This is a genomic window from Mesorhizobium silamurunense (assembly GCF_014843905.1).
In the GTDB taxonomy this organism is placed as follows: domain Bacteria; phylum Pseudomonadota; class Alphaproteobacteria; order Rhizobiales; family Rhizobiaceae; genus Mesorhizobium; species Mesorhizobium silamurunense.
In genome coordinates this window covers 16,101-40,729 of sequence record NZ_LPVS01000082.1, presented here as the reverse complement: position 1 = coordinate 40,729, position 24,629 = coordinate 16,101, and the positions used below count along the sequence as shown (strand labels likewise).

The window sequence follows — 24,629 nt, the reverse complement described above, 5'->3', positions numbered from 1 at the left end:
CGAGAAGAGGAGCGAACGACATGAAGCGAATGCTATTTTCTGTCTTCGGTATCCTGGCACTGGCCGTTGCCACGCTCACGCCGGCATTCGCCCAGTCCAAGGGTACCGTCTATTATCTGGTGCCGACACTGCTCGATGAATTCCAGACCGGCTCGGTGAGCGCGCTGGAGCTGTTCCTGAAGCAGGTCGGCTATGACTTCAAGACGCTGAACGCCGACAACAAGACCGACGCCCAGCAGTCACAGATGAACGACGTCATCGCGCTGAAGCCGAAGGCGATCATCCTTGCGGCGGTCGATTTCAATGCGCTGAAGCCGTCGGTCGAGGCGGCCCGCGCCGCCGGCATCCCGGTGGTCGAATTCGACCGCCAGATCACATCCACCCCCTCCGACTTCACCTCGGTCGCCGGCACCGTCGAGATCGGCCATGTCGCCGCCGACCAGGCTGAGAAGCTGCTGAAGGCGAAGAACGGCTCGGTGAAGGGCAAGATCCTGCAGGTGTTGGGCGATCCCGGCGATCCCTACACGCTCGATATCCAGAAGGGTTTCGAGGAGAAGATGAAGGCGTTCCCGGACGTCAAGATCATCTCGCTGCCGGCCATGCAGTGGGAAGCGAGCAATGCCGGCACCATCGTTGCCGACCAAATGCTCGCCAATCCCGATATCGACCTGATCTTCAGCCACGCCGCCCATCTATCGGTCGCCGGCGTAGCCTCGCTGGAGGCCGCCGGCAAGAAGCCGGGCGATGTGATGCTGATGAGCTCGAACGGCGCGCCCGTCGGCCTCGACCTGATCCGTAAGGGCTGGCTCAACGTCGAAGTCGAGCAGCCGCTTTACGCGCAGGCGGCGGCGGTTGCCATGTTCATGGACAAGGTCGTCAACAAGCAAGAGATCAAGCCCGGCTACTATGACGTGCTTGGCCTGAAATCGGTGGTGACCAAGGAAGCCTGGGGGCCGAACATCAAGATCCCCGGTGCCGCGATCACCAAGGAAAACGTCGACAACCCGGCCTTCTGGGGCAACCAGAAGCCGCCGACGGACACGGTGAAGTCAGTCGAATAAGACCGCGAGGATCGCTCCGGGCCACAATCGGTTCGGAGCGCCCCTCAAAAGCCGCGTGCGCGCATTGAAGCGCGCGGGACGCTGCAACACCTTGAACCTGCGCACCAACCGGATCAGCTCATGAACCCCCGCACCCGCCACGCTCTCGAGCTCGTTCTCGACAACCTCGTCTGGTTCATGCTGGTCTTCGTGCTGGTGGTCTTTTCCCTGCTCATTCCGAACTATTTCCAGCTCGGCATCTTCGCCAACATCATCGAAGCCTCCAGCGTGCTCGGCGTGATGTCGATCGGCCTGGCGCTGGTCATCATCGCCGGCCACATGGACCTGTCGGTGGAGTCGGTCGCGGCGCTCAGCGCCATGGCGGTCGGCATCCTGTTCTGCTCGTCGGGTATCGGCCTCGGCGTGCAGCTGCATCCGGAATGGCTGATGGTGCCGGTTTCGCTGCTGCTTGCCGTTCTCGTCGGCGGCATCATCGGCGCCTTCAACGGGCTCCTGATCGTCAGGGTGAAGATGAGCGCCTTCATCATCACGCTGGCGTCCTACATCTGGGTGCGCGGCCTCGTGCTGGTCGTTTCGGGCGGCCGCTCGGCACAGGATCTTGCGCCGGCAATCCGCTGGTTCGGCATCCAGCGCCTCGCCGGCCTGCCGCTCACCGCCTGGATCGCCATTGCCTGCTACGTCATCTTCTCGCTGATCATGGCCAAGACGCCCTTCGGCCGGCATCTGGTGATGATCGGCGGCAACGAGACGGCGACCTTCCGAGCCGGCATCCGCGTTAACCGTAACCTGATCATCGCCTTCGTGCTTGCCGGCGCCATCGCCGGCCTCGCCGGCTGGCTGCTTGCCATCCGCACCTCCGGGGCGACTGCCAATCTCGGCGTCGGCCTGCTCTTCAACGCCTTCGCGGCCGTCGTCATCGGCGGCGTTAGCCTCAAAGGCGGCGTCGGCACCTTGCCCGGCGTCTATGCCGGTGTGCTGCTTTTGTCGGCCATCAACACCGCCATCAACCTCATGGGCCTGCCGGCCAACTTCACCCAGGTCATCCACGGCCTGCTGGTGCTGGCGGCCGTGCTGCTCGACGCTTTCAAGCAAACCATTCGCCAAAGACTCGCATGACTGGACGGCTCGCATGACTGGACGCATCGAAGGCAAGGTGGCAGCGATCGTCGGCGCCGCGCGTGGCATCGGCAAGGGCATAGCCCAGCGCTTCGCCGAGGAAGGCGCAAAACTGGTCCTTGCCGACAGCGAAGCCGAAGCCGGCAAGGCGAGTGCCGACGAGTTGGGTGCCGCCTTCATCCACACCGACATTTCGAAAATGGCCGACGCGGAAGCAGTGGTCGCATTGGCGCTGCAGCGTCACGGACGCCTCGACATCATCGTCCAGAACGCCGGCATCTACCCTTGGCAGCTCATCGAGAACACCAGCCCGGAGGATTGGGACCGCGTCATGGCGGTCAACCTGCGCGGCAGCTTCAACGCCGCGCGTGCCGCGCTGACGCCGATGAAGGCTCAGGGCAGCGGCCGCATGCTCTTCACCTCCTCCATAACCGGCCCGCAGGTGAGCAGCCCCGGCCATGGCCATTATTCTGCGAGCAAAGCCGGCATCAACGGCTTCATCCGTGCCGCGGCACTTGAGTTTTCCGGCTACGGCATCACCGTCAACGGCGTCGAACCCGGCAACATCCTGACCGAAGGCATGAAGCTTCACCGCGATGCCGCCTTCATCAAGAGCATGGAGGACGCCGTGCCGCTCGGGCGCCTCGGCACGCCGCGCGACGTCGCCAACGCCTTCCTGTTCCTGGCCTCGGACGACGCCAGCTACATCACCGGGACGACCATCGTCGTCGACGGCGGCCAGCTCCTGCCCGAAGGCCAGGATTTCCGCCTGACGCCGCCGTGATTCTTGATTGGTGCCGGGAAACTGGTGGGCGATGACGGGCTCGAACCGCCGACATCTTCGGTGTAAACGAAGCGCTCTACCAACTGAGCTAATCGCCCGCTCCGGGCCGGACCTTTAAGCAGTTAGAGCTCTGTTCGCAAGGCCCAATGAACAGCCGGCGCACCCGTTGTCAGGCGGATTTCCCCGATGCCGGCGCACTTGTCAAAAAACCTTCTGCTGATTGCTGTTATGCTCGCATGCCGCGCTTGACACCCGCAAACGAACCCCTTATCCAGCGCCCCAACGACGAACACGCCTGACACGTGCTCGTCTGTGCGCGGGTGTAGCTCAGTCGGTTAGAGTGCCGGCCTGTCACGCCGGAGGTCGCGGGTTCGAGCCCCGTCACTCGCGCCATTTCGTTTCAATGGCTTAGCCGTTTTTGGCGAAGTCAGTTTCAACTTTTTCCCCTCCGAGTTTCAACTTTTTGTATTCGTTGCGTTCATAGCCGAGCAGTTTGCGACCCTTGCGACGGGATTCATCTGCCGCGCGAACTGCCGCCAGATTGACCGGCATACAGGTCCTCTGCAGAGCTTTGTTCTCGTCGATGGAATTCCCCATCTTGGCCGAAATCGCCTCGACCGATGCGCCGCCCGCATATGAGTGACCACCCCTGACATGGCGCGGGATCGCTTGTACGGCGCCCTATGGCGATTTGTCCACCTCGTTAGCGCGCGAGGGCCGACGCCACCTACGGTGCGGTCTTTGCGATCTCGGTGCGTTCCCAACTCACGATCGATGCGCCAGCCTGGCAGCGCTATTCCGGCAGCCCAGCCTTTCGCAAACCTTCTGCAAGCAGAGCCATATCGGCCGCACGCCTGATTGAAACGACGTCGGCGAGATTGGAAATTCGTTGGCCAGGATCGAGGGCGAGAATTCGGCTCACCACCTTTTGCGCGTCCTCGGTTCGGCCAGCGTGAGCATAGCTTGCAGCCGCAAAGCGCAACGACGCCAAAAAGTCCGGCTTTTCCCGCAACGACCTTTCCGCCCAAGATGATGCCTCCTCAAATCGACCAGCTAAGAGATGAGCCACTGCAACCGCATTCAGCATATCGAACATGAACGGGTCGACTGGGCTCATGCGTATCGCAGTGGCGAGGTGCTGGAGGGCGGTTTCCGTATCGCCGAGGTCGGCTCTGACCCAGCCGCTGAATAGCCACGCAGTAGCCAGGTTCGGATTGAGCGCAAGCGCGCGATCAATGAAGGCTGCCCCGCTATTGTAGTTGCCCACGACAAACGCGAGCGCTTCCCCGCCGAGTGAGAGCGCAACCGCGTCATCCCTGCCCAAATCCACTGCCTTCAGAGCCAGGCGTTCTGTCTCGACGGTTTCCTGCTCACGATCGGCCATCCAGCCGTTCGCCTTGCGCATGACGGCACACAACGCGGCCATGCCGTATGCCGAGGCGAATTCAGGGTCGAGTTCGATGGCCTTGTAAAACAACTGAAGGGCGTTTGCGTTGGATTCCCTGGTCAACTGATGAAGACTTGCTATCCCGCGCAGATAGTAGTCGTAAGCGTCAAGGTGCTCGGTCGGCTTGCGCTTGGCCCGCTCGATCTCTGCCTGTTCCAGCTTCGGACCGATCGCTCCGACGACGCTCCGGGTCACTTCCTCCTGCAGGTCAAAAACGTCCTCCAGCCCGCCGTCGAAACGGTCGGCCCATAGATGTGCTCCCGTTGTCGCGTCGATAAGCTGCCCGGTGATGCGCACCCTGCTCGCCGCCTTGCGCACGCTCCCTTCAAGCACATAGCGCACACCAAGCTCGCGCCCGACCTGCTTGATGTCCACTGCCCGGCCCTTGTAGGTAAAGCTCGAGTTGCGCGCGATGACGAACAGCCAGCGCGTCCGGGACAGCGCGGTGATGATCTCCTCCACCATGCCGTCAGCGAAGTAGCCCTGCTCGGGGTCGCCACTGAGGTTGTCGAATGGCAAGACCGCGATGGACGGTTTTTCGGGAAGCGTCAGCCTCTCCCTTGTCGAGAATACCGAAGTTGGTTTTGCTCGACTGACCTGATAGGCGCGCACCGCCTCCACGATGTTGTGGACCTGATGGCTACCGAGGTCGGTGTAGGCATAGTCTAGTTTGCCCTTGACCTGCTCGTAGACATTGCTCGCGACGCAGACGCCGCCAGGTTCTGCAAGCTTCTCGAGCCGCGCGGCGATGTTCACGCCATCACCGTAGATCGTATCGTCCTCTGCAATCACGTCGCCCAAATTCACGCCCATGCGGAAAGTCATGCGCTTGTCTTCGGGCAAACTTGCATTGTGAGCGGCCAATCCCTCCTGGGCTTCGACCGCACACTGCACCGCGTGGACTGCGCTGGCGAATTCGACAAGAAGGCTGTCGCCAGCGGAACCGACGATGCGTCCGTGCGACTCTGTGATCTTGGGCTCGATCACTTCGGCGCGAAGCCTCTTCAGATGCGCAAGCGTGCCAACCTCGTCGGCTCCCATGAGGCGGCTGTAGCCGACGACGTCGGCAGCAAGGATTGCGGTGAGGCGTCGCTCCATGCTTGTGTCCTGCCTCTTCCGTAGGTCGAAGCTCCGGGCAGCGAGCGTATTCTAGTCCTACCTCGAATGCGAGCGTGCAGTGCCGGCGCCTTCGGTGTCTTTGCGAGCATTGTGCTCCTCCTGTTCGAGTTTGAAATTACGCCCGCTCGCGATGGCGGCGGATAACGCGGCAGTAGCGCTCCGCCAGGCGAACAACGTGGATACTGTCTGCCATGCCCTCGAGATGAGCGGCGTCGAGTTCATCCGTGGGAACGGCGGCACCTCCGGCGTGGGGTTGAGAAAGGCTTCGATCGTCAAGCGCTTCTCACCGGCCGCCCCCTGAGAGAAGGCACTGCCCACGCCGACGGCCATTTTTTTAAGCGCGTATAGTCGTCAGCCGTTCGGATAGTAGCCGCCGTCGGCACCGTCACCCATATAGGTTCCCTGGCCGGTGGCATTCTGAAGCCGCTGGTCCACCGCATTGATCTGCCCCAGCGCCGAACGTCTCCGGAAGTCAGCGCGGTAGGCTGGATGGTATCCGCCTGCTGCATCAGGTCGCGGGCCTGGTCCTGCGTGATCTTGCCGGCCTCCCTGGCCTGACGGATACCCTGCTTCACGCTGAGCAACTGCTCTACCGCCGCCCGCGCCGCCGGATCCGTCGGCACCGATGCAGTGGTTGTGGTGTCGACCTGTGCCCTGTGGTGACGGTGCACAGCATAGGCGCTCGAAAGCGGTATGGTGGCGAAGATCGATGCGGCCGCAATGATTTTCGGCATGAAAGAGCTCATGATGGCATCTCCCTATGATGGAGGAAGCGGTAAAGCCGCTCTCCGAAATGGGCCGTCTGGTCGCGTCGTGTCACGGTGTGGGGGCATGCATCGCCGGCGGTTCTCGGCCCGCGACGAGATATAGAGGCCACCCCGGCGTTGAGACGGAGGTGGAACGCAAACGTTATCCGATGTGATCGAGCGTTGAATCGTGGCTGCACATACGCTGGCTTCCCCGTCTGTTTGGGGCGAATACCGGGCGCCGCTCATTTAATGCATGTTGCGCAAAAGTGTGCAGCGGTCTTGCGAAACGACATGCTTTAGGCAGCCTGTGCTCTACCTTCCCTTGAACTGCCTCAAGAAAAGATGGTGGCCAGTGGCCATAGCTGTCGTCGTCTTTTTTCAGGATGCGCCACTTGCCTGCTTTCCCGTTCTCCGAAGCGAACCCAATTCAATATCCCGGTCCCCCGCCGAAAAGTTCGGACGTGGTGATTATCGGCGGCGGCGTTATCGGCGTGACGACAGCGCTTTTTCTTGCGCGGCGCAACATCTCGGTGACGCTGGTCGAAAAAGGACGGATTGCAGCCGAACAGTCGTCCCGCAATTGGGGATGGATCCGCAAGCAGGGACGCGATGCGGATGAGCTGCCGATCGTGATCGAGGCATCCGGTCACTGGCGGCGGTTGGCTGAGGAATGCGGCGAAGACATCGGCTTGCAGCAGACAGGCGTGACTTACCTGGCAAGTTCGGATGACAAAATGGCCAGCTTCGAAAAATTCATGAAGATCGCCGCCGCCCATGAGATCGATACTCGACTTCTGAACGCGCGGGAAACCGCGGATCTCATCAAAGGCATGTCGCGCAGTTTCAAGGGCGCGATGACGACACCTTCCGACATGCGGGCGGAGCCTTGGGTGGCCGTGCCAGCGCTCGCTCGACTTGCTGCCCGCAAAGGCGTCAAGATCGTAGAGAGCTGCGCGGCGAGAACCTTGGAAATCTCGGCCGGCAGGGTCAGCGGTGTATGGACCGAGGCGGGTCACATCGAGACGTCCAGCGTTCTGCTCGCGGGCGGTGCGTGGTCTTCCCTCTTCCTGAGAAGGCATGGCGTTTCCATTCCCCAGCTCAGTGTCAGATCGACCGCCGCGGCAACGGAGCCGATGCCTGAAATCTATGCAGGCGCCGCGGCAGAAGAGCATATCGCTTTCAGACGCCGACAGGATGGCGGATACACGCTCGCCCCGGGAGGCAGTCATTTGCTCTATCTGGGCCCTGACGCATTCCGGCACGCAACGAAGTACCTTCCCGCCCTCATGGCCAATCCTTTCGGGTCACGTTATTCGCCGGCCGCACCTGCGGGTTACCCGGATAGCTGGTCGACGCCGCGTCACTGGACGCCGGATTCCCAAAGTCCCTTCGAAAGGGTGCGGGTGCTCAATCCGGCTCCCGAACGTTCCGGTCTCCGTTCGATCGAACGCAATTTCCGGCGCCTGTTCCCGCAGCTCGAGTCGGTCCGCCTGAAGGCAAGCTGGGCAGGCATGATTGACGCAATGCCTGACGTCGTCCCCATAGTGGATCGCGTGCAGGCGATCATCGGCCTTGTCGTCGCAACAGGCATGAGCGGTCACGGCTTCGGCATCGGGCCGGGAATCGGTCGCATCGTCTCCGACATGATTCAGGGAAACGAGATCGGGCACGATCTAACCCGATTTCGCCTGTCGCGCTTTTCCGACGGAAGCGCTATTCGACTGGGCCCGGCTCTCTAGCGGCATCGCGTTGGATCGCGGGTTCCCGAAAACAGCGATGCCGTGCCCGCATTTTTTCGATCTTCGAAGCTCAACTGTTCCGCCACCCACTGCCGCCGACCGTGAGCGAGGTTTGCGCCCTGTCTCGCGGACCATGACCGCCAAACCTAGCGCTCGCCCGATCTCTCGGAACCATTCTGTACCTGTCTCGTTCCGCACAGGGGCCAAAGACCGGAGAGACAGATGGCTGTAAGATGTCGCGTTTCGATTGACGACGCCAGGGATGTGGACGAGCTCGCGTTCCAGGAACTGCCGCGGGTGGGTGAAAGCGTTTCGATGCCGTTCGAAGGGTCGAACACGGACCTTCGCGTTCTGCGCGTCGTGCATATGCCCGGCAGCGAGCAAGGTGCTGCGACGATGCTGGAACTGACCAGCAAGATCCTCTAGAGCAATTCCAGCAAAAGTGTGAAACGGTTTTCCGTCCGGGATTGCGGCAAAAGAAGATAAAGCGGCATTCATTCGCCCAATATGACGCCGGAGGCGACAATCTGGGCGGTTCGCGCGGTGAGCTTCTCGCGCTTTACAAGCGTGGGCTTTTGATAGGGCTTTTTCATCTCACCATTCCGGAACCGGCGCTGCCTTGTGTTTGGTCAAGACAGTGAACGCGCGCGCACCGGTTGCGTTCCTAAAAGCGGGTTGATGGCTGAATTCGACAAGTGGTGGGCGCGCGGGGTTGCGAGCAAGCATGTCACCCAAGCTGCGCAGCGGTTTGGGACAACGATATGCACCTGGCGGGCGTAAGCACGCGTGCCCCGACTGCGCTCGAAACCAATTAGCGCGGGCGCGCCTGATGGACCTGTGGCGTGGAACTTGCCGATAGCAAGTCTGCCTCAGGGCCTTGCGATCCCCGTTTGTAAATCAGCCGGACCACCAGTCCGACGTATCCGATCTGAAGAATGATCATCGTAAGGATGGCCCAGCCGAGCGCCTTCCAGACCGAGCCGGTCTCCAGCTCAGCCCAGATCGCCGTGATGAACGACGTTGCGAACATGCCCACCAGAAATTGAGGAAAATACATCGGCACAGCATCCAATGCTTCGGCGTTTCAGCGGCCCTTAACTCAACCGGTAAAGAGTCCGCCGCCCCATTCGCGGAGCGGCGGAGCCCCCCAAATTTGCCCCCCGGCTACCGGGCGCGGTCCGCCCCGGCATTGCTGACAATGCAATCGTGATGCCAGACACGGTGACCCATTACGGGACACTTGTGCCGTCGACGCAAGGCGTTGGCGCCAAATAATATTAACCGTGGCTAATATGCCACCATTTGCTCGTAAGAGACCGGATTGTGAGAGTTGTGGCGGGATGCCGCCTGGCGCGATGCTGGTGACGCCGGTGAGGCCGCGCGCGAGGCTGGCGACTTCAATCCTTCGCCAGCAGCGCCTCGACTTCCTGGAGCGTCGGCATGGACGGCGCGGTGCCCGGACGGGTCACCGAAATGCCGGCGACGGCGCAGGCAAAGCGCACCGCCTCCAGCGGCTCGACGCCCTTGGCAAGGGCAGCCGCCAGGCCGCCGTTGAAGGCATCGCCCGCACCTGTGGTTTCGACCACTGTGCCGGCATTGACGGCTTCGACATGGTCGGAGCGGTCCTTGGTGTGCAGCAGCGCGCCCTTCTCGCCGAGCGTCACGATGACGGCGCCCACCCCCTTCGCCAGCAGACTGTCGGCGGCGCGGCGGGCATCATCGATCGAAGAGACCGTAATGCCGGTCAACCCTTCGGCTTCGGACTCGTTGGGTGTGACGTAGTCACAGAGCGCGTAGATGCTATCCGGCAGCGTGGCTGCGGGCGCCGGGTTGAGAATGGTCGTCACCCCTGCCCCGCGCGCGATCTCGAGCGCCTTCAGCGCCGCGTCGATCGGCTGCTCGAGCTGGGTGACGAAGACGCCGGCCGAGCGGATCAGGCCGACATGGGCCTCGATATCGGCGGGCGAGATCAGCATCGCCGCACCCGGGCTGACGATGATGGCGTTGTTGCCGCTGCCCTCCTCGACAAAGATGTAGGCGGCGCCGGTATAGCTGTCCGGCGTGTCGATCACGGCGCTTTTCACGCTCGCCGCCTTCCAGATCTGCTTGGCCATGTCGGCAAAGGCATCGACGCCGAGCCGGGTCAGAAAGGTGATATCGGCGCCGAGCTTGCCGGCCGCGACCGCCTGGTTCGAGCCCTTGCCGCCCGGCCCGAGCTTGAACGAGTTGCCGAGGATCGTCTCGCCCATGCGCGGCTGGCGGTCGGCGCGATAGGCGGTGTCGGCGACGAAGACACCCAGGATGACGACAGGCTTGCCGACGGCCATCTCCTTTACTCCGCATCCGGCGGAATGACGCCTTTGCGGAAGGCAAAGCAGCCATAGAAGCGGCGCTCGCCGGTCTGGATGACGCAGTACGCCTTCTTGGCGCGCTCATAGAAGGCGTAGCGCTCGATCGAGATCATCGGCCAGGACTTGCCCTCGGCCGCGTCGATCTCCTTCTGCACCTCCTTCTGCACCGGCGGGATCTCGTTCGGCTTGCCGACGATCTCCATGCGCGCGGCCGCGTCGTTGACGAAGCTGTCCAGCGGATAGAGCGACAGCACCGCCTTCGCCACCTCGGCCGCCGGCGCATCGATGCGCAGCAACCTGCCAAGCACGGTCTGCTTCGCAACGGAGTCGGATGGAAAATTGGTGTCGGCGATGATCAGGTCGTCGCCATGGCCCATCGCCCGCAGCGCCTGAAGCACGTCGGCATTGAGCAGCGGATTGATCCCTTTGAGCATGGTTTCCTCTCGGAAGTCTGTTTGCGGTCAGAGACGCTTGCCGGTCCCTGCGTCGAAGAGATGGACGTGGTCGAGCCGCGGCCTGAGCTTCAGCGTATCGCCGGGCTTGAAGTCGTGACGCTCGCGGAAAAGCGCCACCATCTCGCCCTCGCCGAAGCGTACAAACACCAAGGTCTCCGAACCCGTCGGTTCGACCACCGAAATCGTGGACGCCACACCGTCGGGATGGATTTCCAGATGCTCCGGGCGCACACCATAGACGACGGCCTGTCCGTCCTCGGTCGCGACACCGGCGGGCATTGGAAAGGCTGAACCCGCTATGTCGACCACGGGCTTCGCACCCTTCTTCACCGTGCCCTTGAGCAGGTTCATCGCAGGCGAGCCGATGAAGCCGGCGACGAACAAATTGGCCGGCCGGTCGAACAATTCCAGCGGCGCGCCGACCTGCTCGATGCGGCCGTCGCGCATCACCACGATCTTGTCTGCCATGGTCATGGCCTCGATCTGGTCGTGGGTGACGTAGATAGTTGTGGTCTTCAGCCGCTGGTGCAATTCCTTGATCTCGGTGCGCATCTGCACCCGCAGCTTGGCGTCGAGATTGGAGAGCGGCTCGTCGAACAGGAACACCTGCGGATTGCGTACGATGGCGCGGCCCATGGCGACGCGTTGGCGCTGGCCGCCGGAAAGCTGGCGCGGATAGCGCTTGAGATAGGGATTGAGGTCGAGGATGTCGGCCGCCCGCTTCACCCGCTCTGCGACCACTGCCGGATCGGTGCCGCGCAGCTTCAGCGCGAAGGCCATGTTCTGCTCGACCGTCTTGTGCGGGTAGAGCGCGTAGTTCTGGAACACCATGGCGATGTCGCGCTTTGCGGGCGCTAGGTTGTTGACGACGCGATCGCCGATCGAAATCGTTCCGCCGGAGACCGTTTCCAGGCCCGCCACCATCCTCAGCAGCGTTGACTTGCCGCATCCCGAAGGACCGACTAGGACGACGAACTGGCCGTCGGAGATATCGACGCTGACCTCATGCAGAACCTTGACGGTTCCGAAAGCCTTGGCCACATTGGTGATCGCTACTTGAGCCATCGTCTCCCCTATCTTTTCGGTCAAGCTAGCCATTGCCAACGGCAAGGGCAAGTCGGTATCTTATCGATAAAAAGCCATGCTTGTTGACAAGGTAATCGATTACGCGAATAGTGGCGAGTGCCAATCCGAGAGCCGGTCCTTATCCGGGAAATCGGATCTCCTGGCGATGCAGAGTGGGGTCCCGCGTCCCCATATGGTATAGGAGAACCGTAGACGTTTCGACGTCAACAGATTGGCAATTCAATTCACGACTGAAGTTCTGGGAGGAACCTTGAGATGAGAGTCGATCTTTACGAAAAACTGGTGCGCGCCGGGGCGACCCGCCGCGATGTGCTGAAGGGCGCGGCCAGCATGGCCGCACTCGCCGCGGCGTCCGGCGCCGGGCTCGGCGCGCTGACGAAGCCGGCCTCCGCCGCCAGCGAGCTGCGGACAAAGATCCTGCAGATCCCCGGTGTCGGCAAGGGTCAGCCGACCGATGCCGATTTCCAGAAGGTCGGCGAGCTCTGCCTCGAAGCAACCAAGGCCAATGTGAAGGAAGGCGAATTCGCCGGCGTCGAACTCACCTTCATGGGCCTCAACAATCAGAACCTGCACAACGTGCTGTTCCGCGGCTTCCTGAAGCCGTGGGAGACCTATACCGGCGCCAAGATCAACTGGATCGACCTGGCGCAGGCCGACTACAACCCGCGCCTGCAGCAGGCGATCGCCACCAATACAATCGATTTTGATATCGTAGAGATGGGCGCGCCTTTCGAAGGCGACGTCTGCGGCAAGGGCCTCACCTCCGAAATGCCGGACTGGGTCAAGAAGCAGATCGATATGGACGACCTCGTGGCCTATCTGAAGCCGCCGGTCGGCACCTGGAACGGCAAGCAGTATCGCGTGACCGTCGACGGCGATACGCACAACTTCAACTACCGCACCGACGTCTTCTCCGACTCCGATCTGGCAGCAGCCTGGAAAGCCGACAGCGGCGACAAGGCAGGCCTGACGGAATGGAGCGTGCCGAAGACCTGGCAGCAGGTGCAGGCCGTCACCAAGTTCCTCAAGGGCAAGCAGATGAAAGGCCAGGACGTCTATGGCTATCTCGACGCGCCCAAGCCATGGGGCGGTTTCGGCTTCTACTTCCTCGGCAGCCGCGCCAGCGCCTATGCCAAGCATCCCGACGACAAGGCATGGCTGTTCGATCCGGATACGATGAAACCGCGCGTCAACAACCCGGCCTGGGTGCGGGCGATCCAGGACGTGATCGACGCGCTGCCTTTCGAACCGCAAGATCAAATCAACGCCGACCCGAACCAGACCTGCTTCTCCCAATTCCTGGGCGGCACTGGTTCGATGCTGGCTTGGTGGGGAGATGCTGGCTCGAATGCGAAGACCAATGACTCCTCAGTCGTCGGGGACGTCACCGGCTTCTCGATCCTGCCGGGTTCCGACGACGTCTACAATTCCAAGACCGGAAAATGGGACAAGCTCGCCAGCGGCCCGAACTATGCGCCGAACTGCGCCTATCTCGGCTGGGGAGTCTATGTCATGGCTCGCGTCGACAGCGACGAGAAGAAGAAGAAGGCGGCATGGTCGGCGGCGGCCCATCTTGGCGGCAAGGACCTGTCACTCTGGTGCGCGGCGTATCCGTCGGGCTTCCAGCCCTACCGCAATTCCCATTTCGACATCCCGGAGTGGGTGGCGGCCGGCTACGACGAGGCTTTCATCAGCTCGTATCTCAAGTCGGAAGCCGACAGCTACAACCATCCGAACGCGGCGATCGAGCCGCGTATCCCCGGCATCTTCCAGTACTACAGCGCCGCCGAGGATATCCTGGCCAACACCTTCGCCGGCAAGATGAAGTCGCAGGAAGGCGCCGACGCTATCGCCGCCGCCTGGGAGAAGCTGACCGACCAGATCGGCCGCGAGAACCAGATCAAGCTCTACAAAGCCTCGCTCGGCATGTAGGCTGTTTCAGGAGAAGTCGCGGCCCGGCGACACCTCGTCGCCGGGCCGCATCTTGACCGGCGCTGGCCGGTCATTCGGACAAAAAGGCGAGAGGCGTGGCTGAACAGATTTCGACCGCGAATGCGTGGCCGGCAAATTCCACACCGGCCGATCTGATCCCGCCCGGCCGCAAGCGCCTCGGCTGGGCCTTGATAATTGCCGCGACGCTCGTGCTGCTGGCGATGATCGTGGTGCAGATCCTCTACACGACCTCAGTCGACACGGTTGGCTTCGATACCTGGCGTCCCGTGGTCTACGCCTACGTGGTTTGGGGCATGGCGCTCGGCGCCTGGCAGGTGCTGACGCGCGGCGAGGATGGCCAGCGTGCCCTGTTCCTGCTGCCGGCGCTGCTCTTCACCATCGCCATGGTGATCTTCCCGACGCTGTTCGGATTCTACATCGCGCTAACGGACTGGAACCTCAGTTCCTTCGCGGGCCGCAAGTTCAACGGGCTCGACAATTTCTGGCAAATGCTGGCCGACCCCTACTACCGCAACGCGCTGTTCAACATGGTCCTCTATGTGCTCGCGGTGCTGGTGGAATATGTCATCTCCTTTGGGCTGGCGCTGCTGCTCAATGCGCAGATCCGCGCCCGCAAATTCTTCCGTGTCGTCTTTCTCTTGCCCCTCATGCTGTCGCCAGTCGCGGTGTCGTGGATGATCGGCAAGTCGCTGATGGAGTATCGCTTCGGTCCGGCCGCGACGTTGGCGCGCACGCTCGGCTGGGACAATCCCGCCTTCTTCTCAAATCCGATCACCGCCCGCATCTCGATCATGGTGCTGGACGCCTGGACCTTCATCCCGTTCATGATGATCATGCTGCTGGCCGGCCTGCAGGCGATGTCGCGCGAGGTGATCGAGGCGGCGCGCGTCGACGGCGCGACGACATGGCAGACCTTCTGGCAGGTCACCTTCCCGCTGATGCTGCCGGTGTCGGTGACGGCGGTGATCCTGCGCATCATCTTCAAGCTCAAGCTCGCCGACATCATCATCACGGTGACGTCTGGCGGCCCCGGCGGCGCCACGGACTCGGTTTCCAGCTTCATCTATCGCGAATATCGCGACCGTTCGAATGTCGGCTACGGCACTATGCTCGCCATGTTCTACCTGATCATCATCGTCGTATTCGTCACTTGGCTGCTGAAGCTCGCCAGCCGCTTCGTGCGCAACGTCAACTGAGCGGCATCATGAGCGTCCAGACCACCGACTACACCGTTTCCGATATCCGCTCGCCGGCGGCCTTCATCACCAGCCGCGTCTTCATCTATGGCGCGCTGGTGTTCTGGTCCTTCGTCTGCCTGTTCCCGATCTATTGGACGATCACCACCTCGTTCAAATCGGCGGTCGACGTCACGCAAGGCCACCTCATCCCCTTCGTCGACTTCCAGCCTGACTGGAAAGGCTGGCGCTCGCTCGGCCTGTCGCCGGATTCGATCTTCCAGACCTCGACCGTGCGTGACGAGTTCCTGAAACGCTTCATGAACTCGGTCATCACCTCGGTCGGCGCGTCGAGCCTGGCCATCATCATCGGCAGCCTCGCCGCCTATGGCCTCACCCGCTATCGCTATCACTTCGCCTGGTTCAAGAACGAGGACATCTCCTTCTTCTTCCTCTCGCAGCTCATCCTGCCGCCGGTGGTGCTGGCGCTGCCCTTCCTGGTGCTCTACCGGGAAGTGGCGCTGCTCGACACGCGCATCGGGCTTGTGCTCCTCTACACGCTGATGGTGCTGCCGATCGTCATCTGGATCATGCGCGATCAGTTCAACTCCATTCCCGTCGAGCTCGAGGAGGCAGCCCTTGTTGACGGCCTGACCATCTGGGGCGCCTTCTTCCGCATCGTCATGCCGATAGCGCTGCCCGGCATGGTCGCCGCCTTCATCCTGGCGATGGTGCTCTGCTGGAACGAATATTTCTTCGCCGCTCTTCTGACGTCGACGGATGCCAAGACGATCCCCGTCATGGTGGCAAGTCAGACCGGCTCGCAAGGCATCAACTGGTGGTCGATGGCGGCGCTTGCCACGGCCGCCATCGCACCGCTGGCGATCATCGGCATCGCGCTCGAACGCTACCTGATCATGGGCATGACGGCCGGTTCGGTGAAGTAGGAGGCGATCCCCGCCAGCGCCCTGATCGGCAGTTGATCATCGGGTGTAGGGGCCGAGCGCCATGGGGGCGAGCACGCCGCGAGTTTTCACCTACATCGCCTCCGACGGCGCGAAAAAGCAGTTTTCGTGTTCCTCTGTCGGATGCAGGCAGATGTGGAAGTTGTCGTCCCCGGACGGAATGACACTATCGTAGGGAACGAAGTATCGGTCTGGATGGGTGACTTTCTGATGGTCACCCGGCCGCAATATGATCACGTAGCCATCAGCCTGCGGCGTTACGGTCATGCTAGGAATCCTGCCGCACTCGCCTGTCAATGGATCGCCGTGACAGCAGGCCGGCGGATAAGTCCAGCCGCTATCGGCATTGTGCGCAAACGCCGAAACATTCTGAAGTACTGCGGCCGTGGCGATCACGCCTGCCAAGGTTGCCCGTCGTTTTCCGACCGCGTGCACCGAACACCTCCAAGGGGCTCAGCGGCGAAGTTGGAGTTATTATATATTATTCGCACTTGCTAATATATAGAACGAAGGTGCTTCCTGATGTGGTGCCAGCTAACCCGTAAGCGTCGCCCGCAGGTGGTCAAGGATCATCGCGACGCCCTTCTGCCCCAGCTCAGCCGAAGCCTCCGCGGCGCTCTTTGTGTACCAGCCCGTATTGTCCGCGAAACGGCCGGCGTCCACCGCCTCGGGGCATAGCGCCAGCATGAGCGATGTCTCGCCGATGCCGGCGTGGTCGAACGGGTATTTGCCGTTCATCGCCGCCGGCATCAGCGGATGCACCTGCACCCAGTTGAAGACGTTCTCGCCCTGGGCATGGCCGGCATAGTAGTCGGCCATCTTGTCGGAGCCCCACCAGCCCTCGCCTCGCTCGTTTTCCAGGAAACGGAAGATCGCCTGCCGGCCGGCGGTCTTGAAGGCGAGGTCGGTCGGCATGCCGGCGACGAAATTCTCGGTCTGGTGATGGATGATGGCGTGGATGCTGCGGAAGCCGATGCGCAGCAGGCCGTAGAACAGCTCCTCGGCGAAAGGCGCCAGCACCGGACCGCCGACCTGCACCGAGCCGCTGCCTTCCGGCGGCGCCACGGCATAGCTCGCCGCGCCATAATAGAAGGGCGGCAGCATGACGATATCCCTCTCTTTCTCGAAGAGTTCCAGCGTCTTGATGACGGCGAGCGTGTCCATGCCGACCGCCATGTGTTCGCCATGGTATTCGAGCACGCCGAGCGGCAGCGCGACCGGCCAGTTCTCCTCGATCGCCTTGCGGATCTGGTGCGGCAGCATCAGTTCATAGCGCATGTCCTCTACTCCATGTTGGTGTGCCGTGCGCGCATGGCCTCAGGCGTTGCGCCGGTCAGCGCCTTGAGCTTCAGCACCATCACTTCGAACAGCAGGAACAGCGCGCCCTCGAACAGCGAGCCCATCGGCAGCACCGAGCTACGGGCTGCGCCCTGGTCGCTGGCCATGGTCTGGGCCGGAACGAGCAGCGTGAAATCGGCAAGCTTCGCGGCACTGCCGGCCGGTTCGGCGGTAAGCAGCAGCACCTTCGCGCCGGCGTCGCGCGCAACGCGCATCAGGGTCAGGACCGTGCTGGTCTCGCCCGGTCCGGAACTTGCGAGAAAGATGTCGCCTTTCGCCAGCGGCGGTGTGGTCATGTCGCCGACAACCGCGGCAGGCAGGCCGAGATGGAAGAGCCGCATGGCGAAGCCCTTGACCTGCAATGCTTCGCGGCCGCAGCCATAGACGACGATCTTGCCGGCGCCGGCGAGCATTGCGCAGGCGGCGACCCGGCCGTCATCGATGCGCCGCACCACGGCGCCAAGCTCGTCCAGCGCGATCTCGAACATCTCCGGTCCGGCCTGCGTCATGGCTGTTCATCCTGTCTGCCGAAGCCTGATTAGGCGTGCGGCGTTGCGGTCGCGTTTGCCGCGAAACACTTGTTTTTGTTCATGCTATCACCGCGAAAATTGGTGTCCAACGAGCCTCGGCGCTTTTGCAGTGCCACCGGCGTGATAGTGTCATGTCAGACAAATCGATCCGGGACATTCGAGGCTATGAAGACACGGCATTTCGACCGCATCGGCAATGGCGGCATCACCTTCACCGAACTCGGCTTCGGCACCGCGCCCCTCGGCAATCTCTACCGCGCCGTCTCCGATGAGGACGCCAATGCCACACTGGAAGCGGCATGGAAGACCGGCTGCCGCTATTTCGACACCGCCCCGCTCTATGGCCTCGGCCTCTCTGAAACCCGGCTCAACCCTTTCCTGCGCGGCAAGAAGCGCGACGACTATGTGCTGTCGAGCAAGGTCGGCCGCCTCATGCGCGTCTCTCCCCCCGACCAGCGCACCGGCATCGGCAAGTTCTTCGAGACGCCCTCGCGCCGGGAAGTCTACGATTACAGCTATGACGGCGTGATGCGTTCCTTCGAGGCATCGCTGGAGCGTCTCGGCGTCGATCGCATCGACATCCTCTATGTGCACGACGTCGACATCTTCACCCATGGCAGCAAGGAGGCGTCGGACAGGCGCATCGAGGAGTTCATGTCCTCGGGCTATTACGGGCTGCTCTCGCTGCGCGACCAGGGTGTGATCAAGGCCTTCGGCGGTGGCATCAACGAATGGCAGGTCTGCCAGACGCTCGCCGAACGCGGCGATTTCGACCTGTTCCTGCTCGCAGGCCGCTACACGCTGCTCGAGCAGGAAGCGCTGGCTACCTTTCTGCCGCTCTGCGAGCAGCGCGGCATCGGCATCATTCTCGGCGGCCCCTACAATTCGGGCATCCTGGCGACGGGGCCGACACCCGGCGCTTTCTACAACTATACCGAAGCGCCAAAGGACGTGCTCGATCGCGTGGCGCGCATCGAGGCGGTCTGCAAGCGCCATGGTGTGCGGCTGATCGAGGCCGCGCTCCAGTTCCCGCTGCGGCATCCTTGCGTGATGTCGGTGATCCCCGGCGGCCAACGGCCGGCAGAGGTCGAAGCCAACCGCGCGCTGCTCGACGTCAAGATCCCGGCGGCCCTGTGGTCGGATCTCAAGCAGGAAGGCCTGATGCGCGCCGACGCGCCGACCGCCTGACTGCAGATATCCTGCCGCCGCCGGGCACACAAAAGAAAAGCCGGGCAAGCCCGGCTTTTCTGGCTTCTCTGTTAAAAAAAGGTCTTAGTTGACCGCGTCCTTGAGGCCCTTGCCGGCCGAAAACTTCGGCACGGTGCGCGCCGGAATCTTCACTTCCGCGCCGGTCTGCGGGTTGCGGCCGGTCGAAGCAGCGCGTTTTGACACGGTGAAATTTCCGAAGCCGACAAGCCGGACATCGCCGCCCTTCTTCAGTTCGCCAGTGATCACGGAGAACACCGCATCGACGGCGGACTGCGCATCAGCCTTCGAAATGCTTGCGGAGTCGGCGACAGCGGACACCAGTTCGTTCTTGTTCATCAAAATTCCCTTCCATGAGAAAACCGGAACGTACGACTCATCCGGCAGGAAACGGACTTTAGAAAGAAGCGTCCCGGAACCCAAGCCGAAAACCGCGGAATTCCGGGCTTTTTTCTACTTTTTCGGAGATTTTTCACATGAAAAAGCCGGGCTGGAAGCCCGGCTTTCTCTTTGTGCGCTGCAACGTTAGAACATACTAATGAGCGAGCGATTTCCCGGCATCGTCGCCGGCATCCACGCCGGCCGGCGGATTCACCGGCTCTACCCACTCGATCGGCTCCGGCATCCTGACCAGCGCCTGCCTCAGCACCTCGCCGACCCGCGAGACCGGAATGATCTCCATGTTGTTCTTCACATTGTCCGGAATCTCCGCCAGATCCTTGGCGTTGTCTTCCGGGATCAGCACCTTCTTGATGCCGCCGCGCAGCGCGGCAAGCAGCTTCTCCTTCAGGCCGCCGATCGGCAGCACCCTGCCGCGCAGCGTCACCTCGCCTGTCATCGCCACATCGGCCCGGACCGGAATGCCGGTGAGCACCGACACGATCGCCGTCACCATCGCCACACCCGCCGACGGACCGTCCTTGGGCGTCGCGCCTTCCGGCACGTGGACGTGGATGTCGCGCTTATCGAACAGCGGCGGCTCGATGCCGAAATCGATGGCTCGCGAGCGGACATAAGAGGCCGCCGCCGAGATCGATTCCTTCATCACGTCGCGCAAGTTGCCGGTCACCGTCATGCGGCCCTTGCCGGGCATCATGACGCCTTCGACCGTCAGCAGCTCGCCGCCGACTTCCGTCCAGGCGAGACCGGTGACGACGCCGACCTGATCGTCGGCCTCCACCTGACCGAAGCGGAAGCGCGGCACGCCGAGATAATCGGCGAGGTTGTCCGCCGTGATCTTCACCGTCTTCTTCTTCGTCTTCAGGATCTCGGTCACCGCCTTGCGCCCGAGCTTCATCAGCTCGCGCTCCAAGCTTCTGACGCCGGCTTCCCTTGTGTAGGTCTGGATGATGCCGCGGATCGCATCCTCGCCGACCGAGAACTCGTTCGGCTGCAGCGCGTGATCGCGGATCACCTTAGGCATCAGGTGACGCTTGGCGATCTCGATCTTCTCGTCCTCGGTGTAGCCGGCGATACGGATGATCTCCATGCGGTCCATCAGGGGCGCAGGGATGTTCAGCGTGTTCGCCGTCGTCACGAACATCACGCTCGACAGGTCGTATTCGACCTCGAGGTAATGGTCCATGAACGTCGAGTTCTGCTCCGGATCGAGCACCTCGAGCAGGGCCGACGACGGATCGCCGCGGAAGTCCTGGCCCATCTTGTCGATCTCGTCGAGCAGGAAGAGCGGGTTGGACTTCTTGGCCTTCTTCATCGACTGGATGACCTTGCCGGGCATCGAGCCGATATAGGTCCGCCTGTGGCCGCGGATCTCGGCCTCGTCGCGCACGCCGCCGAGCGCCATGCGGATGAACTCGCGCCCCGTGGCCTTGGCGATCGACTTGCCGAGCGAGGTCTTGCCGACGCCGGGCGGGCCGACGAGGCACAGGATCGGTCCCTTGAGCTTCTTCTGGCGGCTCTGCACGGCGAGATATTCGACGATGCGCTCCTTGACCTTGTCGAGGCCGAAATGGTCGGCGTCGAGCACGTCCTGGGCGAAAGCGAGATCCTGCTTGACCTTGGAGTTCTTGCCCCATGGGATCGACAGCAGCCAGTCGAGGTAGTTGCGCACGACGGTCGATTCAGCCGACATCGGCGACATCGACCGCAGCTTCTTCAGTTCGGCTTCCGCCTTCTCGCGGGCCTCCTTGGAGAGCTTGGTCTTCTTGATGCGCGCCTCGATCTCGGCAGCCTCATCGCGGCCGTCCTCGCCCTCGCCGAGCTCCTTCTGGATCGCCTTCATCTGCTCGTTGAGGTAATACTCGCGCTGCGTCTTCTCCATCTGGCGCTTCACGCGCGAGCGGATGCGCTTCTCCACCTGGAGCACGGAGATCTCGGCTTCCATGAAGCCCATCGCCTTCTCGAGACGCTCCTTGATAGAGAGCGTGGCGAGCATCTCCTGCTTCTCGGGGATCTTGATGGCCAGATGCGAGGCAACCGTGTCGGCGAGCTTGGAATAGTCGTCGATCTGGCTGGCGGCACCCACCACTTCGGGCGAGATCTTCTTGTTCAGCTTGACGTAATTTTCGAAGTCGGTGACGACCGAGCGGGCAAGCGCCTCGATCTCGACCTCTTCCTCCTCCGGCTCGACCAGCGCCGTGGCGCGGGCCTCGTGGAAATCGGCGCGGTCGGTGAACGAGACGATCTTGGCGCGCGAGGCGCCCTCGACCAGCACCTTCACGGTGCCATCGGGAAGCTTGAGCAGCTGCAGCACATTGGCGAGCGTGCCGATGTCGAAAATGGCATCGGGCTCAGGATCGTCGTCGGCTGCGTTCATCTGGGTGGCGAGCAGGATCTGCTTTTCCTGACCCATCACTTCTTCCAGCGCCTTGATCGACTTTTCACGCCCGACGAAGAGCGGAACAATCATATGCGGAAACACCACGATGTCTCGCAGCGGGAGAACCGCGAAGACACCGTCGCCGGAAGCCTTTGATATTTTGGCCATTGTCCAACCTTTCATGTCGCAGCCGCTAATTTTAGCCAACCGCGAATCTCATATTAACGACCGAGCGTCGTTCCGCCTACCACCGTTTGTGACGGGAGTTTTACAGCACAGAATTCGGCACTTCGGCCTTCCGCTGTTAGGTGGATGCGGGCGGTGCAAAGATCAAGGGTCAACATGGTCGCTCGGTCCACTCCATCGCCAGGCGGCGCATCCCTCACAGCAAAACGGCGCCGCACGGGCGCCGTTCCATGAAAAATTGCCGGATCAGCAGTCATCTCAGGCGCTGACGTTGCCCTTCTTTTCCTTCTGCTCGGAATAGATGTAGAGCGGCCGGGCGTTGCCCGAGACAACCTCTTCCGAGATCACCACTTCGCGCACGCCTTCCAGCGCCGGAAGCTCGAACATCGTGTCGAGCAGGATCGCCTCCATGATGGAACGCAGGCCGCGCGCGCCGGTCTTGCGCTCAATGGCGCGCTTGGCGATCGCCGACAGCGCGTTCTCATGGAAGGTCAGGTCGACATTCTCCATCTCGAACAGCCGCTGATACTGCTTGACCAGCGCGTTCTTCGGCTCGGTCAGGATCTGGATCAGCGCCGGCTCGTCGAGATCCTCGAGCGTCGCCAGAACCGGCAGGCGGCCGACGAATTCCGGGATCAGGCCGAATTTCAAGAGATCTTCCGGCTCGACCTGGCGGAACAGGTCCCCGGTGCGGCGATCCTCGGGCGAAGCCACGGTGGCGCCGAATCCGATCGAGGTCTTGCGGCCGCGATCCGAGATGATCTTGTCGAGCCCGGCAAAGGCGCCGCCGCAGATGAACAGGATGTTGGCGGTGTCGACCTGCAGGAATTCCTGCTGCGGGTGCTTGCGGCCGCCCTGCGGCGGCACGGAGGCGACGGTGCCTTCCATGATCTTCAAGAGCGCCTGCTGCACGCCCTCGCCCGACACGTCGCGGGTGATCGAGGGGTTGTCCGACTTGCGCGAGATCTTGTCGATCTCGTCGATATAGACGATGCCGCGCTGGGCGCGCTCGACATTGTAGTCGGCCGACTGCAGCAGCTTCAGGATGATGTTCTCGACGTCCTCGCCGACATAACCGGCTTCGGTCAGCGTCGTGGCGTCGGCCATGGTGAAGGGCACGTCGATGATGCGGGCGAGCGTCTGGGCGAGCAACGTCTTGCCGCAGCCGGTCGGGCCGATCAGCAGGATGTTCGACTTCGCCAACTCGACGTCGTTGTTCTTTCCGGCATGCGCGAGGCGCTTGTAGTGGTTGTGCACGGCCACCGACAGCACCCGCTTGGCGTAGGGCTGGCCGATGACATAATCGTCGAGGACCTTGAGGATCTCCTGCGGGGTCGGCACGCCCTCGCGCGACTTCACCATCGAGGTCTTGTTCTCCTCGCGGATGATGTCCATGCAGAGCTCGACGCATTCATCGCAGATGAAGACGGTCGGACCGGCGATCAGCTTGCGCACTTCGTGCTGGCTTTTGCCGCAAAACGAGCAATAGAGCGTGTTCTTTGAATCACCGCCGTTGTTGCTAACTTTGCTCATTTTTCTGTCCTTTCACCGCCTGCCCGCCGATGGTCTGGCCGCGTCGGCGTCTCACCAATCTATCGCGGGAATCCGCCACCGCCAGTGTCCCGGCTCACACAGCGCATTCCGTACGAAACACAATCAGAAAACGCGACAATGATTCGCAGCAACCCCATGCAAAGCTAAGCCGTCGAAAATCAACATAGCCTTAACGTAGGCAATCCCGAACCCTGAGGGAACAGGCAATTGTGGCCGAAATGCCGCAAGCCGCGCCAAAAGCGCGTTATCCCGCCATCCAGCTGCCATCAGGGCCTATGCGGCGGCCGCCTCAGCCGGCTCGCGCGACGAAATGACCTTGTCGATCAGACCAAAGTCCTTGGCCTCGTCTGCGGTCATGAAATGGTCGCGGTCGAGCGTCTTTTCGATCTCGTCGTAGCTTTTGCCGGTGTGCTTGACATAGACCTCGTTGAGGCGGCGTTTCAGCTTGATGATGTCCTGCGCGTGACGTTCGATGTCTGACGCCTGACCCTGGAAGCCACCGGAAGGCTGGTGGACCATGATGCGGGCGTTCGGGGTGGCAAAGCGCATGCCCTTCTCGCCGGCGGTGAGAAGCAGCGAGCCCATCGAAGCCGCCTGGCCGATGCAGAGTGTCGATACCGCCGGCTTGATGAACTGCATGGTGTCGTAGATCGCCATGCCTGAGGTGACGACGCCACCTGGGGAATTGATATAGAGGTTGATTTCCTTCTTGGGATTCTCCGCCTCGAGAAACAAAAGCTGTGCACAAACCAGCGTCGCCATCCCGTCCTCGACCGGACCGGTGATGAAGATGATGCGCTCTTTCAAGAGCCGCGAGAAAATGTCGTAGGCGCGCTCGCCGCGATTGGTCTGTTCGACCACCATCGGAACGAGGTTCATGTAGGTTTCGACGGGGTTCTTCATGGACTATCCCTTTTCGAGATGGGATTCCGGCGCCGCGAGATGAGCAAGTCGGGCAGAATCGGGTTTTAGATCGTTAGGATGTAAATAGGATGCCGGCTCACCCTAGCGCAAGGCCGCCCCTCCTAGCCATCTG

Annotated in this window: 25 protein-coding genes and 2 tRNA genes; 10 read left to right on the top strand and 17 right to left on the bottom strand. The window is 62.0% G+C overall.

Annotated features, from left to right (window positions below):
* Positions 1-20: 20 nt before the first annotated feature.
* From AU465_RS23925 to AU465_RS23915, 3 genes are all read left to right on the top strand, one after another.
* The gene (locus tag AU465_RS23925) at positions 21-1,061 is read left to right on the top strand and encodes a sugar ABC transporter substrate-binding protein (protein WP_192253828.1); all 1,041 of its coding nucleotides are present in this window, start codon (positions 21-23) and stop codon (positions 1,059-1,061) included.
* A 120-nt stretch (positions 1,062-1,181) separates the two neighbouring features.
* Positions 1,182-2,177, top strand: a complete 996-nt coding sequence (locus AU465_RS23920; RefSeq protein ID WP_192253826.1) for an ABC transporter permease — start codon at positions 1,182-1,184, stop codon at positions 2,175-2,177.
* Between the two features lie 13 nt (positions 2,178-2,190).
* On the top strand, positions 2,191-2,961 hold the full coding sequence (locus AU465_RS23915) for an SDR family NAD(P)-dependent oxidoreductase (protein WP_192253824.1): 771 nt from the start codon (positions 2,191-2,193) through the stop codon (positions 2,959-2,961).
* A 22-nt stretch (positions 2,962-2,983) separates the two neighbouring features.
* Here the strand turns inward: AU465_RS23915 and AU465_RS23910 are convergent.
* Positions 2,984-3,059, bottom strand: a tRNA-Val gene (locus AU465_RS23910).
* A gap of 218 nt (positions 3,060-3,277) precedes the next feature.
* On the opposite strand from AU465_RS23910, the gene AU465_RS23905 reads away from it, so the two are divergent.
* Positions 3,278-3,354, top strand: a tRNA-Asp gene (locus tag AU465_RS23905).
* 15 nt (positions 3,355-3,369) lie between these two features.
* Here AU465_RS23905 and AU465_RS23900 read toward each other — a convergent pair.
* The 4 genes from AU465_RS23900 to AU465_RS23885 all read right to left on the bottom strand — a co-directional run bounded on the left by AU465_RS23900 (position 3,370) and on the right by AU465_RS23885 (position 6,273).
* Entirely contained in the window at positions 3,370-3,513 is a 144-nt protein-coding gene (locus AU465_RS23900; RefSeq protein WP_192253822.1) for a hypothetical protein, read from the bottom strand.
* A gap of 241 nt (positions 3,514-3,754) precedes the next feature.
* The gene (locus AU465_RS23895) at positions 3,755-5,506 is read right to left on the bottom strand and encodes an adenylate/guanylate cyclase domain-containing protein (RefSeq protein ID WP_192253820.1); all 1,752 of its coding nucleotides are present in this window, start codon (positions 5,504-5,506) and stop codon (positions 3,755-3,757) included.
* A gap of 57 nt (positions 5,507-5,563) precedes the next feature.
* Complete coding sequence (locus AU465_RS23890) at positions 5,564-5,803, bottom strand: hypothetical protein (RefSeq protein WP_192253818.1); 240 nt, start codon at positions 5,801-5,803, stop codon at positions 5,564-5,566.
* Positions 5,800-6,273 carry a hypothetical protein gene (locus AU465_RS23885; protein WP_192253816.1) on the bottom strand — a complete coding sequence of 158 codons (474 nt, stop codon included), beginning with the start codon at positions 6,271-6,273 and terminating at the stop codon, positions 5,800-5,802. Before AU465_RS23885 ends, AU465_RS23890 begins: the two co-directional genes overlap by 4 nt.
* A gap of 395 nt (positions 6,274-6,668) precedes the next feature.
* Between AU465_RS23885 and AU465_RS23880 the strand changes: the two genes are divergently transcribed.
* Both AU465_RS23880 and AU465_RS23875 read left to right on the top strand, forming a co-directional pair.
* Positions 6,669-8,015, top strand: a complete 1,347-nt coding sequence (locus tag AU465_RS23880; RefSeq protein WP_192253814.1) for an NAD(P)/FAD-dependent oxidoreductase — start codon at positions 6,669-6,671, stop codon at positions 8,013-8,015.
* Positions 8,016-8,237: 222 nt separating this feature from the next.
* Positions 8,238-8,441: a hypothetical protein gene (locus tag AU465_RS23875; RefSeq protein WP_192253812.1), complete on the top strand. Its 204-nt coding sequence runs from the start codon at positions 8,238-8,240 to the stop codon at positions 8,439-8,441.
* Between the two features lie 68 nt (positions 8,442-8,509).
* Here the strand turns inward: AU465_RS23875 and AU465_RS23870 are convergent, their stop codons facing one another.
* From AU465_RS23870 to AU465_RS23850, 5 genes are all read right to left on the bottom strand, one after another.
* On the bottom strand, positions 8,510-8,608 hold the full coding sequence (locus tag AU465_RS23870; RefSeq protein ID WP_192253810.1) for a putative RiPP precursor: 99 nt from the start codon (positions 8,606-8,608) through the stop codon (positions 8,510-8,512).
* Between the two features lie 218 nt (positions 8,609-8,826).
* Positions 8,827-9,072 (bottom strand): exopolysaccharide production repressor protein, encoded by a 246-nt coding sequence (locus tag AU465_RS23865; protein WP_192253808.1) that lies wholly within the window; start codon positions 9,070-9,072, stop codon positions 8,827-8,829.
* Positions 9,073-9,412: 340 nt separating this feature from the next.
* Complete coding sequence (gene rbsK, locus AU465_RS23860) at positions 9,413-10,342, bottom strand: ribokinase (RefSeq protein ID WP_192253806.1); 930 nt, start codon at positions 10,340-10,342, stop codon at positions 9,413-9,415.
* Positions 10,343-10,347: 5 nt separating this feature from the next.
* Positions 10,348-10,800: an RbsD/FucU family protein gene (locus AU465_RS23855; protein ID WP_192253804.1), complete on the bottom strand. Its 453-nt coding sequence runs from the start codon at positions 10,798-10,800 to the stop codon at positions 10,348-10,350.
* 27 nt (positions 10,801-10,827) lie between these two features.
* Positions 10,828-11,886, bottom strand: a complete 1,059-nt coding sequence (locus AU465_RS23850; protein WP_192253802.1) for an ABC transporter ATP-binding protein — start codon at positions 11,884-11,886, stop codon at positions 10,828-10,830.
* Between the two features lie 276 nt (positions 11,887-12,162).
* Here AU465_RS23850 and AU465_RS23845 point away from each other — a divergent pair, with 276 nt between their 5' ends.
* The 3 genes from AU465_RS23845 to AU465_RS23835 all read left to right on the top strand — a co-directional run bounded on the left by AU465_RS23845 (position 12,163) and on the right by AU465_RS23835 (position 15,982).
* Complete coding sequence (locus AU465_RS23845) at positions 12,163-13,839, top strand: ABC transporter substrate-binding protein (RefSeq protein WP_192253799.1); 1,677 nt, start codon at positions 12,163-12,165, stop codon at positions 13,837-13,839.
* 107 nt (positions 13,840-13,946) lie between these two features.
* A complete protein-coding gene (locus tag AU465_RS23840; RefSeq protein ID WP_376774894.1) occupies positions 13,947-15,056 on the top strand; it encodes a carbohydrate ABC transporter permease in 1,110 nt (369 codons plus the stop codon).
* A gap of 8 nt (positions 15,057-15,064) precedes the next feature.
* Complete coding sequence (locus tag AU465_RS23835) at positions 15,065-15,982, top strand: carbohydrate ABC transporter permease (protein ID WP_192253795.1); 918 nt, start codon at positions 15,065-15,067, stop codon at positions 15,980-15,982.
* A 90-nt stretch (positions 15,983-16,072) separates the two neighbouring features.
* On the opposite strand, the gene AU465_RS23830 is transcribed toward AU465_RS23835, so the two are convergent.
* The 3 genes from AU465_RS23830 to AU465_RS23820 form a co-directional block, all read right to left on the bottom strand.
* Entirely contained in the window at positions 16,073-16,435 is a 363-nt protein-coding gene (locus AU465_RS23830) for a hypothetical protein (RefSeq protein WP_312891305.1), read from the bottom strand.
* A 99-nt stretch (positions 16,436-16,534) separates the two neighbouring features.
* Positions 16,535-17,278: a creatininase family protein gene (locus tag AU465_RS23825; protein WP_192253793.1), complete on the bottom strand. Its 744-nt coding sequence runs from the start codon at positions 17,276-17,278 to the stop codon at positions 16,535-16,537.
* Between the two features lie 5 nt (positions 17,279-17,283).
* Positions 17,284-17,847: an SIS domain-containing protein gene (locus tag AU465_RS23820; RefSeq protein WP_192253791.1), complete on the bottom strand. Its 564-nt coding sequence runs from the start codon at positions 17,845-17,847 to the stop codon at positions 17,284-17,286.
* 186 nt (positions 17,848-18,033) lie between these two features.
* Between AU465_RS23820 and AU465_RS23815 the strand changes: the two genes are divergently transcribed.
* Entirely contained in the window at positions 18,034-19,056 is a 1,023-nt protein-coding gene (locus tag AU465_RS23815; RefSeq protein ID WP_192253789.1) for an aldo/keto reductase, read from the top strand.
* An 84-nt stretch (positions 19,057-19,140) separates the two neighbouring features.
* Here AU465_RS23815 and hupB read toward each other — a convergent pair whose 3' ends face one another.
* From hupB to clpP, 4 genes are all read right to left on the bottom strand, one after another.
* Positions 19,141-19,413 carry a DNA-binding protein HupB gene (gene hupB / locus AU465_RS23810; RefSeq protein WP_027166452.1) on the bottom strand — a complete coding sequence of 91 codons (273 nt, stop codon included), beginning with the start codon at positions 19,411-19,413 and terminating at the stop codon, positions 19,141-19,143.
* 196 nt (positions 19,414-19,609) lie between these two features.
* Positions 19,610-22,021, bottom strand: a complete 2,412-nt coding sequence (gene lon / locus AU465_RS23805) for an endopeptidase La (protein WP_192253787.1) — start codon at positions 22,019-22,021, stop codon at positions 19,610-19,612.
* A 276-nt stretch (positions 22,022-22,297) separates the two neighbouring features.
* Positions 22,298-23,572: an ATP-dependent Clp protease ATP-binding subunit ClpX gene (clpX, locus tag AU465_RS23800; RefSeq protein WP_059185169.1), complete on the bottom strand. Its 1,275-nt coding sequence runs from the start codon at positions 23,570-23,572 to the stop codon at positions 22,298-22,300.
* A 294-nt stretch (positions 23,573-23,866) separates the two neighbouring features.
* Positions 23,867-24,496, bottom strand: a complete 630-nt coding sequence (gene clpP / locus AU465_RS23795) for an ATP-dependent Clp endopeptidase proteolytic subunit ClpP (RefSeq protein WP_192253785.1) — start codon at positions 24,494-24,496, stop codon at positions 23,867-23,869.
* Positions 24,497-24,629 lie beyond the last annotated feature (133 nt).

Bases quoted from the DNA above. Each gene is read 5' to 3' on its own strand.
- clpX (WP_059185169.1), bottom strand. From the start codon at position 23,572: ATGAGCAAAGTTAGCAACAACGGCGGTGATTCAAAGAACACGCTCTAT.
- AU465_RS23870 (WP_192253810.1), bottom strand. From the start codon at position 8,608: ATGAAAAAGCCCTATCAAAAGCCCACGCTTGTAAAGCGCGAGAAGCTC.
- rbsK (WP_192253806.1), bottom strand. From the start codon at position 10,342: ATGGCCGTCGGCAAGCCTGTCGTCATCCTGGGTGTCTTCGTCGCCGAC.
- lon (WP_192253787.1), bottom strand. From the start codon at position 22,021: ATGGCCAAAATATCAAAGGCTTCCGGCGACGGTGTCTTCGCGGTTCTC.
- AU465_RS23900 (WP_192253822.1), bottom strand. From the start codon at position 3,513: ATGCCGGTCAATCTGGCGGCAGTTCGCGCGGCAGATGAATCCCGTCGC.
- clpP (WP_192253785.1), bottom strand. From the start codon at position 24,496: ATGAAGAACCCCGTCGAAACCTACATGAACCTCGTTCCGATGGTGGTC.
- AU465_RS23820 (WP_192253791.1), bottom strand. From the start codon at position 17,847: ATGACGCAGGCCGGACCGGAGATGTTCGAGATCGCGCTGGACGAGCTT.
- AU465_RS23895 (WP_192253820.1), bottom strand. From the start codon at position 5,506: ATGGAGCGACGCCTCACCGCAATCCTTGCTGCCGACGTCGTCGGCTAC.
- AU465_RS23815 (WP_192253789.1), top strand. From the start codon at position 18,034: ATGAAGACACGGCATTTCGACCGCATCGGCAATGGCGGCATCACCTTC.
- hupB (WP_027166452.1), bottom strand. From the start codon at position 19,413: ATGAACAAGAACGAACTGGTGTCCGCTGTCGCCGACTCCGCAAGCATT.
- AU465_RS23885 (WP_192253816.1), bottom strand. From the start codon at position 6,273: ATGAGCTCTTTCATGCCGAAAATCATTGCGGCCGCATCGATCTTCGCC.
- AU465_RS23915 (WP_192253824.1), top strand. From the start codon at position 2,191: ATGACTGGACGCATCGAAGGCAAGGTGGCAGCGATCGTCGGCGCCGCG.
- AU465_RS23925 (WP_192253828.1), top strand. From the start codon at position 21: ATGAAGCGAATGCTATTTTCTGTCTTCGGTATCCTGGCACTGGCCGTT.
- AU465_RS23875 (WP_192253812.1), top strand. From the start codon at position 8,238: ATGGCTGTAAGATGTCGCGTTTCGATTGACGACGCCAGGGATGTGGAC.
- AU465_RS23855 (WP_192253804.1), bottom strand. From the start codon at position 10,800: ATGCTCAAAGGGATCAATCCGCTGCTCAATGCCGACGTGCTTCAGGCG.
- AU465_RS23835 (WP_192253795.1), top strand. From the start codon at position 15,065: ATGAGCGTCCAGACCACCGACTACACCGTTTCCGATATCCGCTCGCCG.
- AU465_RS23920 (WP_192253826.1), top strand. From the start codon at position 1,182: ATGAACCCCCGCACCCGCCACGCTCTCGAGCTCGTTCTCGACAACCTC.
- AU465_RS23825 (WP_192253793.1), bottom strand. From the start codon at position 17,278: ATGCGCTATGAACTGATGCTGCCGCACCAGATCCGCAAGGCGATCGAG.
- AU465_RS23865 (WP_192253808.1), bottom strand. From the start codon at position 9,072: ATGTATTTTCCTCAATTTCTGGTGGGCATGTTCGCAACGTCGTTCATC.
- AU465_RS23845 (WP_192253799.1), top strand. From the start codon at position 12,163: ATGAGAGTCGATCTTTACGAAAAACTGGTGCGCGCCGGGGCGACCCGC.
- AU465_RS23850 (WP_192253802.1), bottom strand. From the start codon at position 11,886: ATGGCTCAAGTAGCGATCACCAATGTGGCCAAGGCTTTCGGAACCGTC.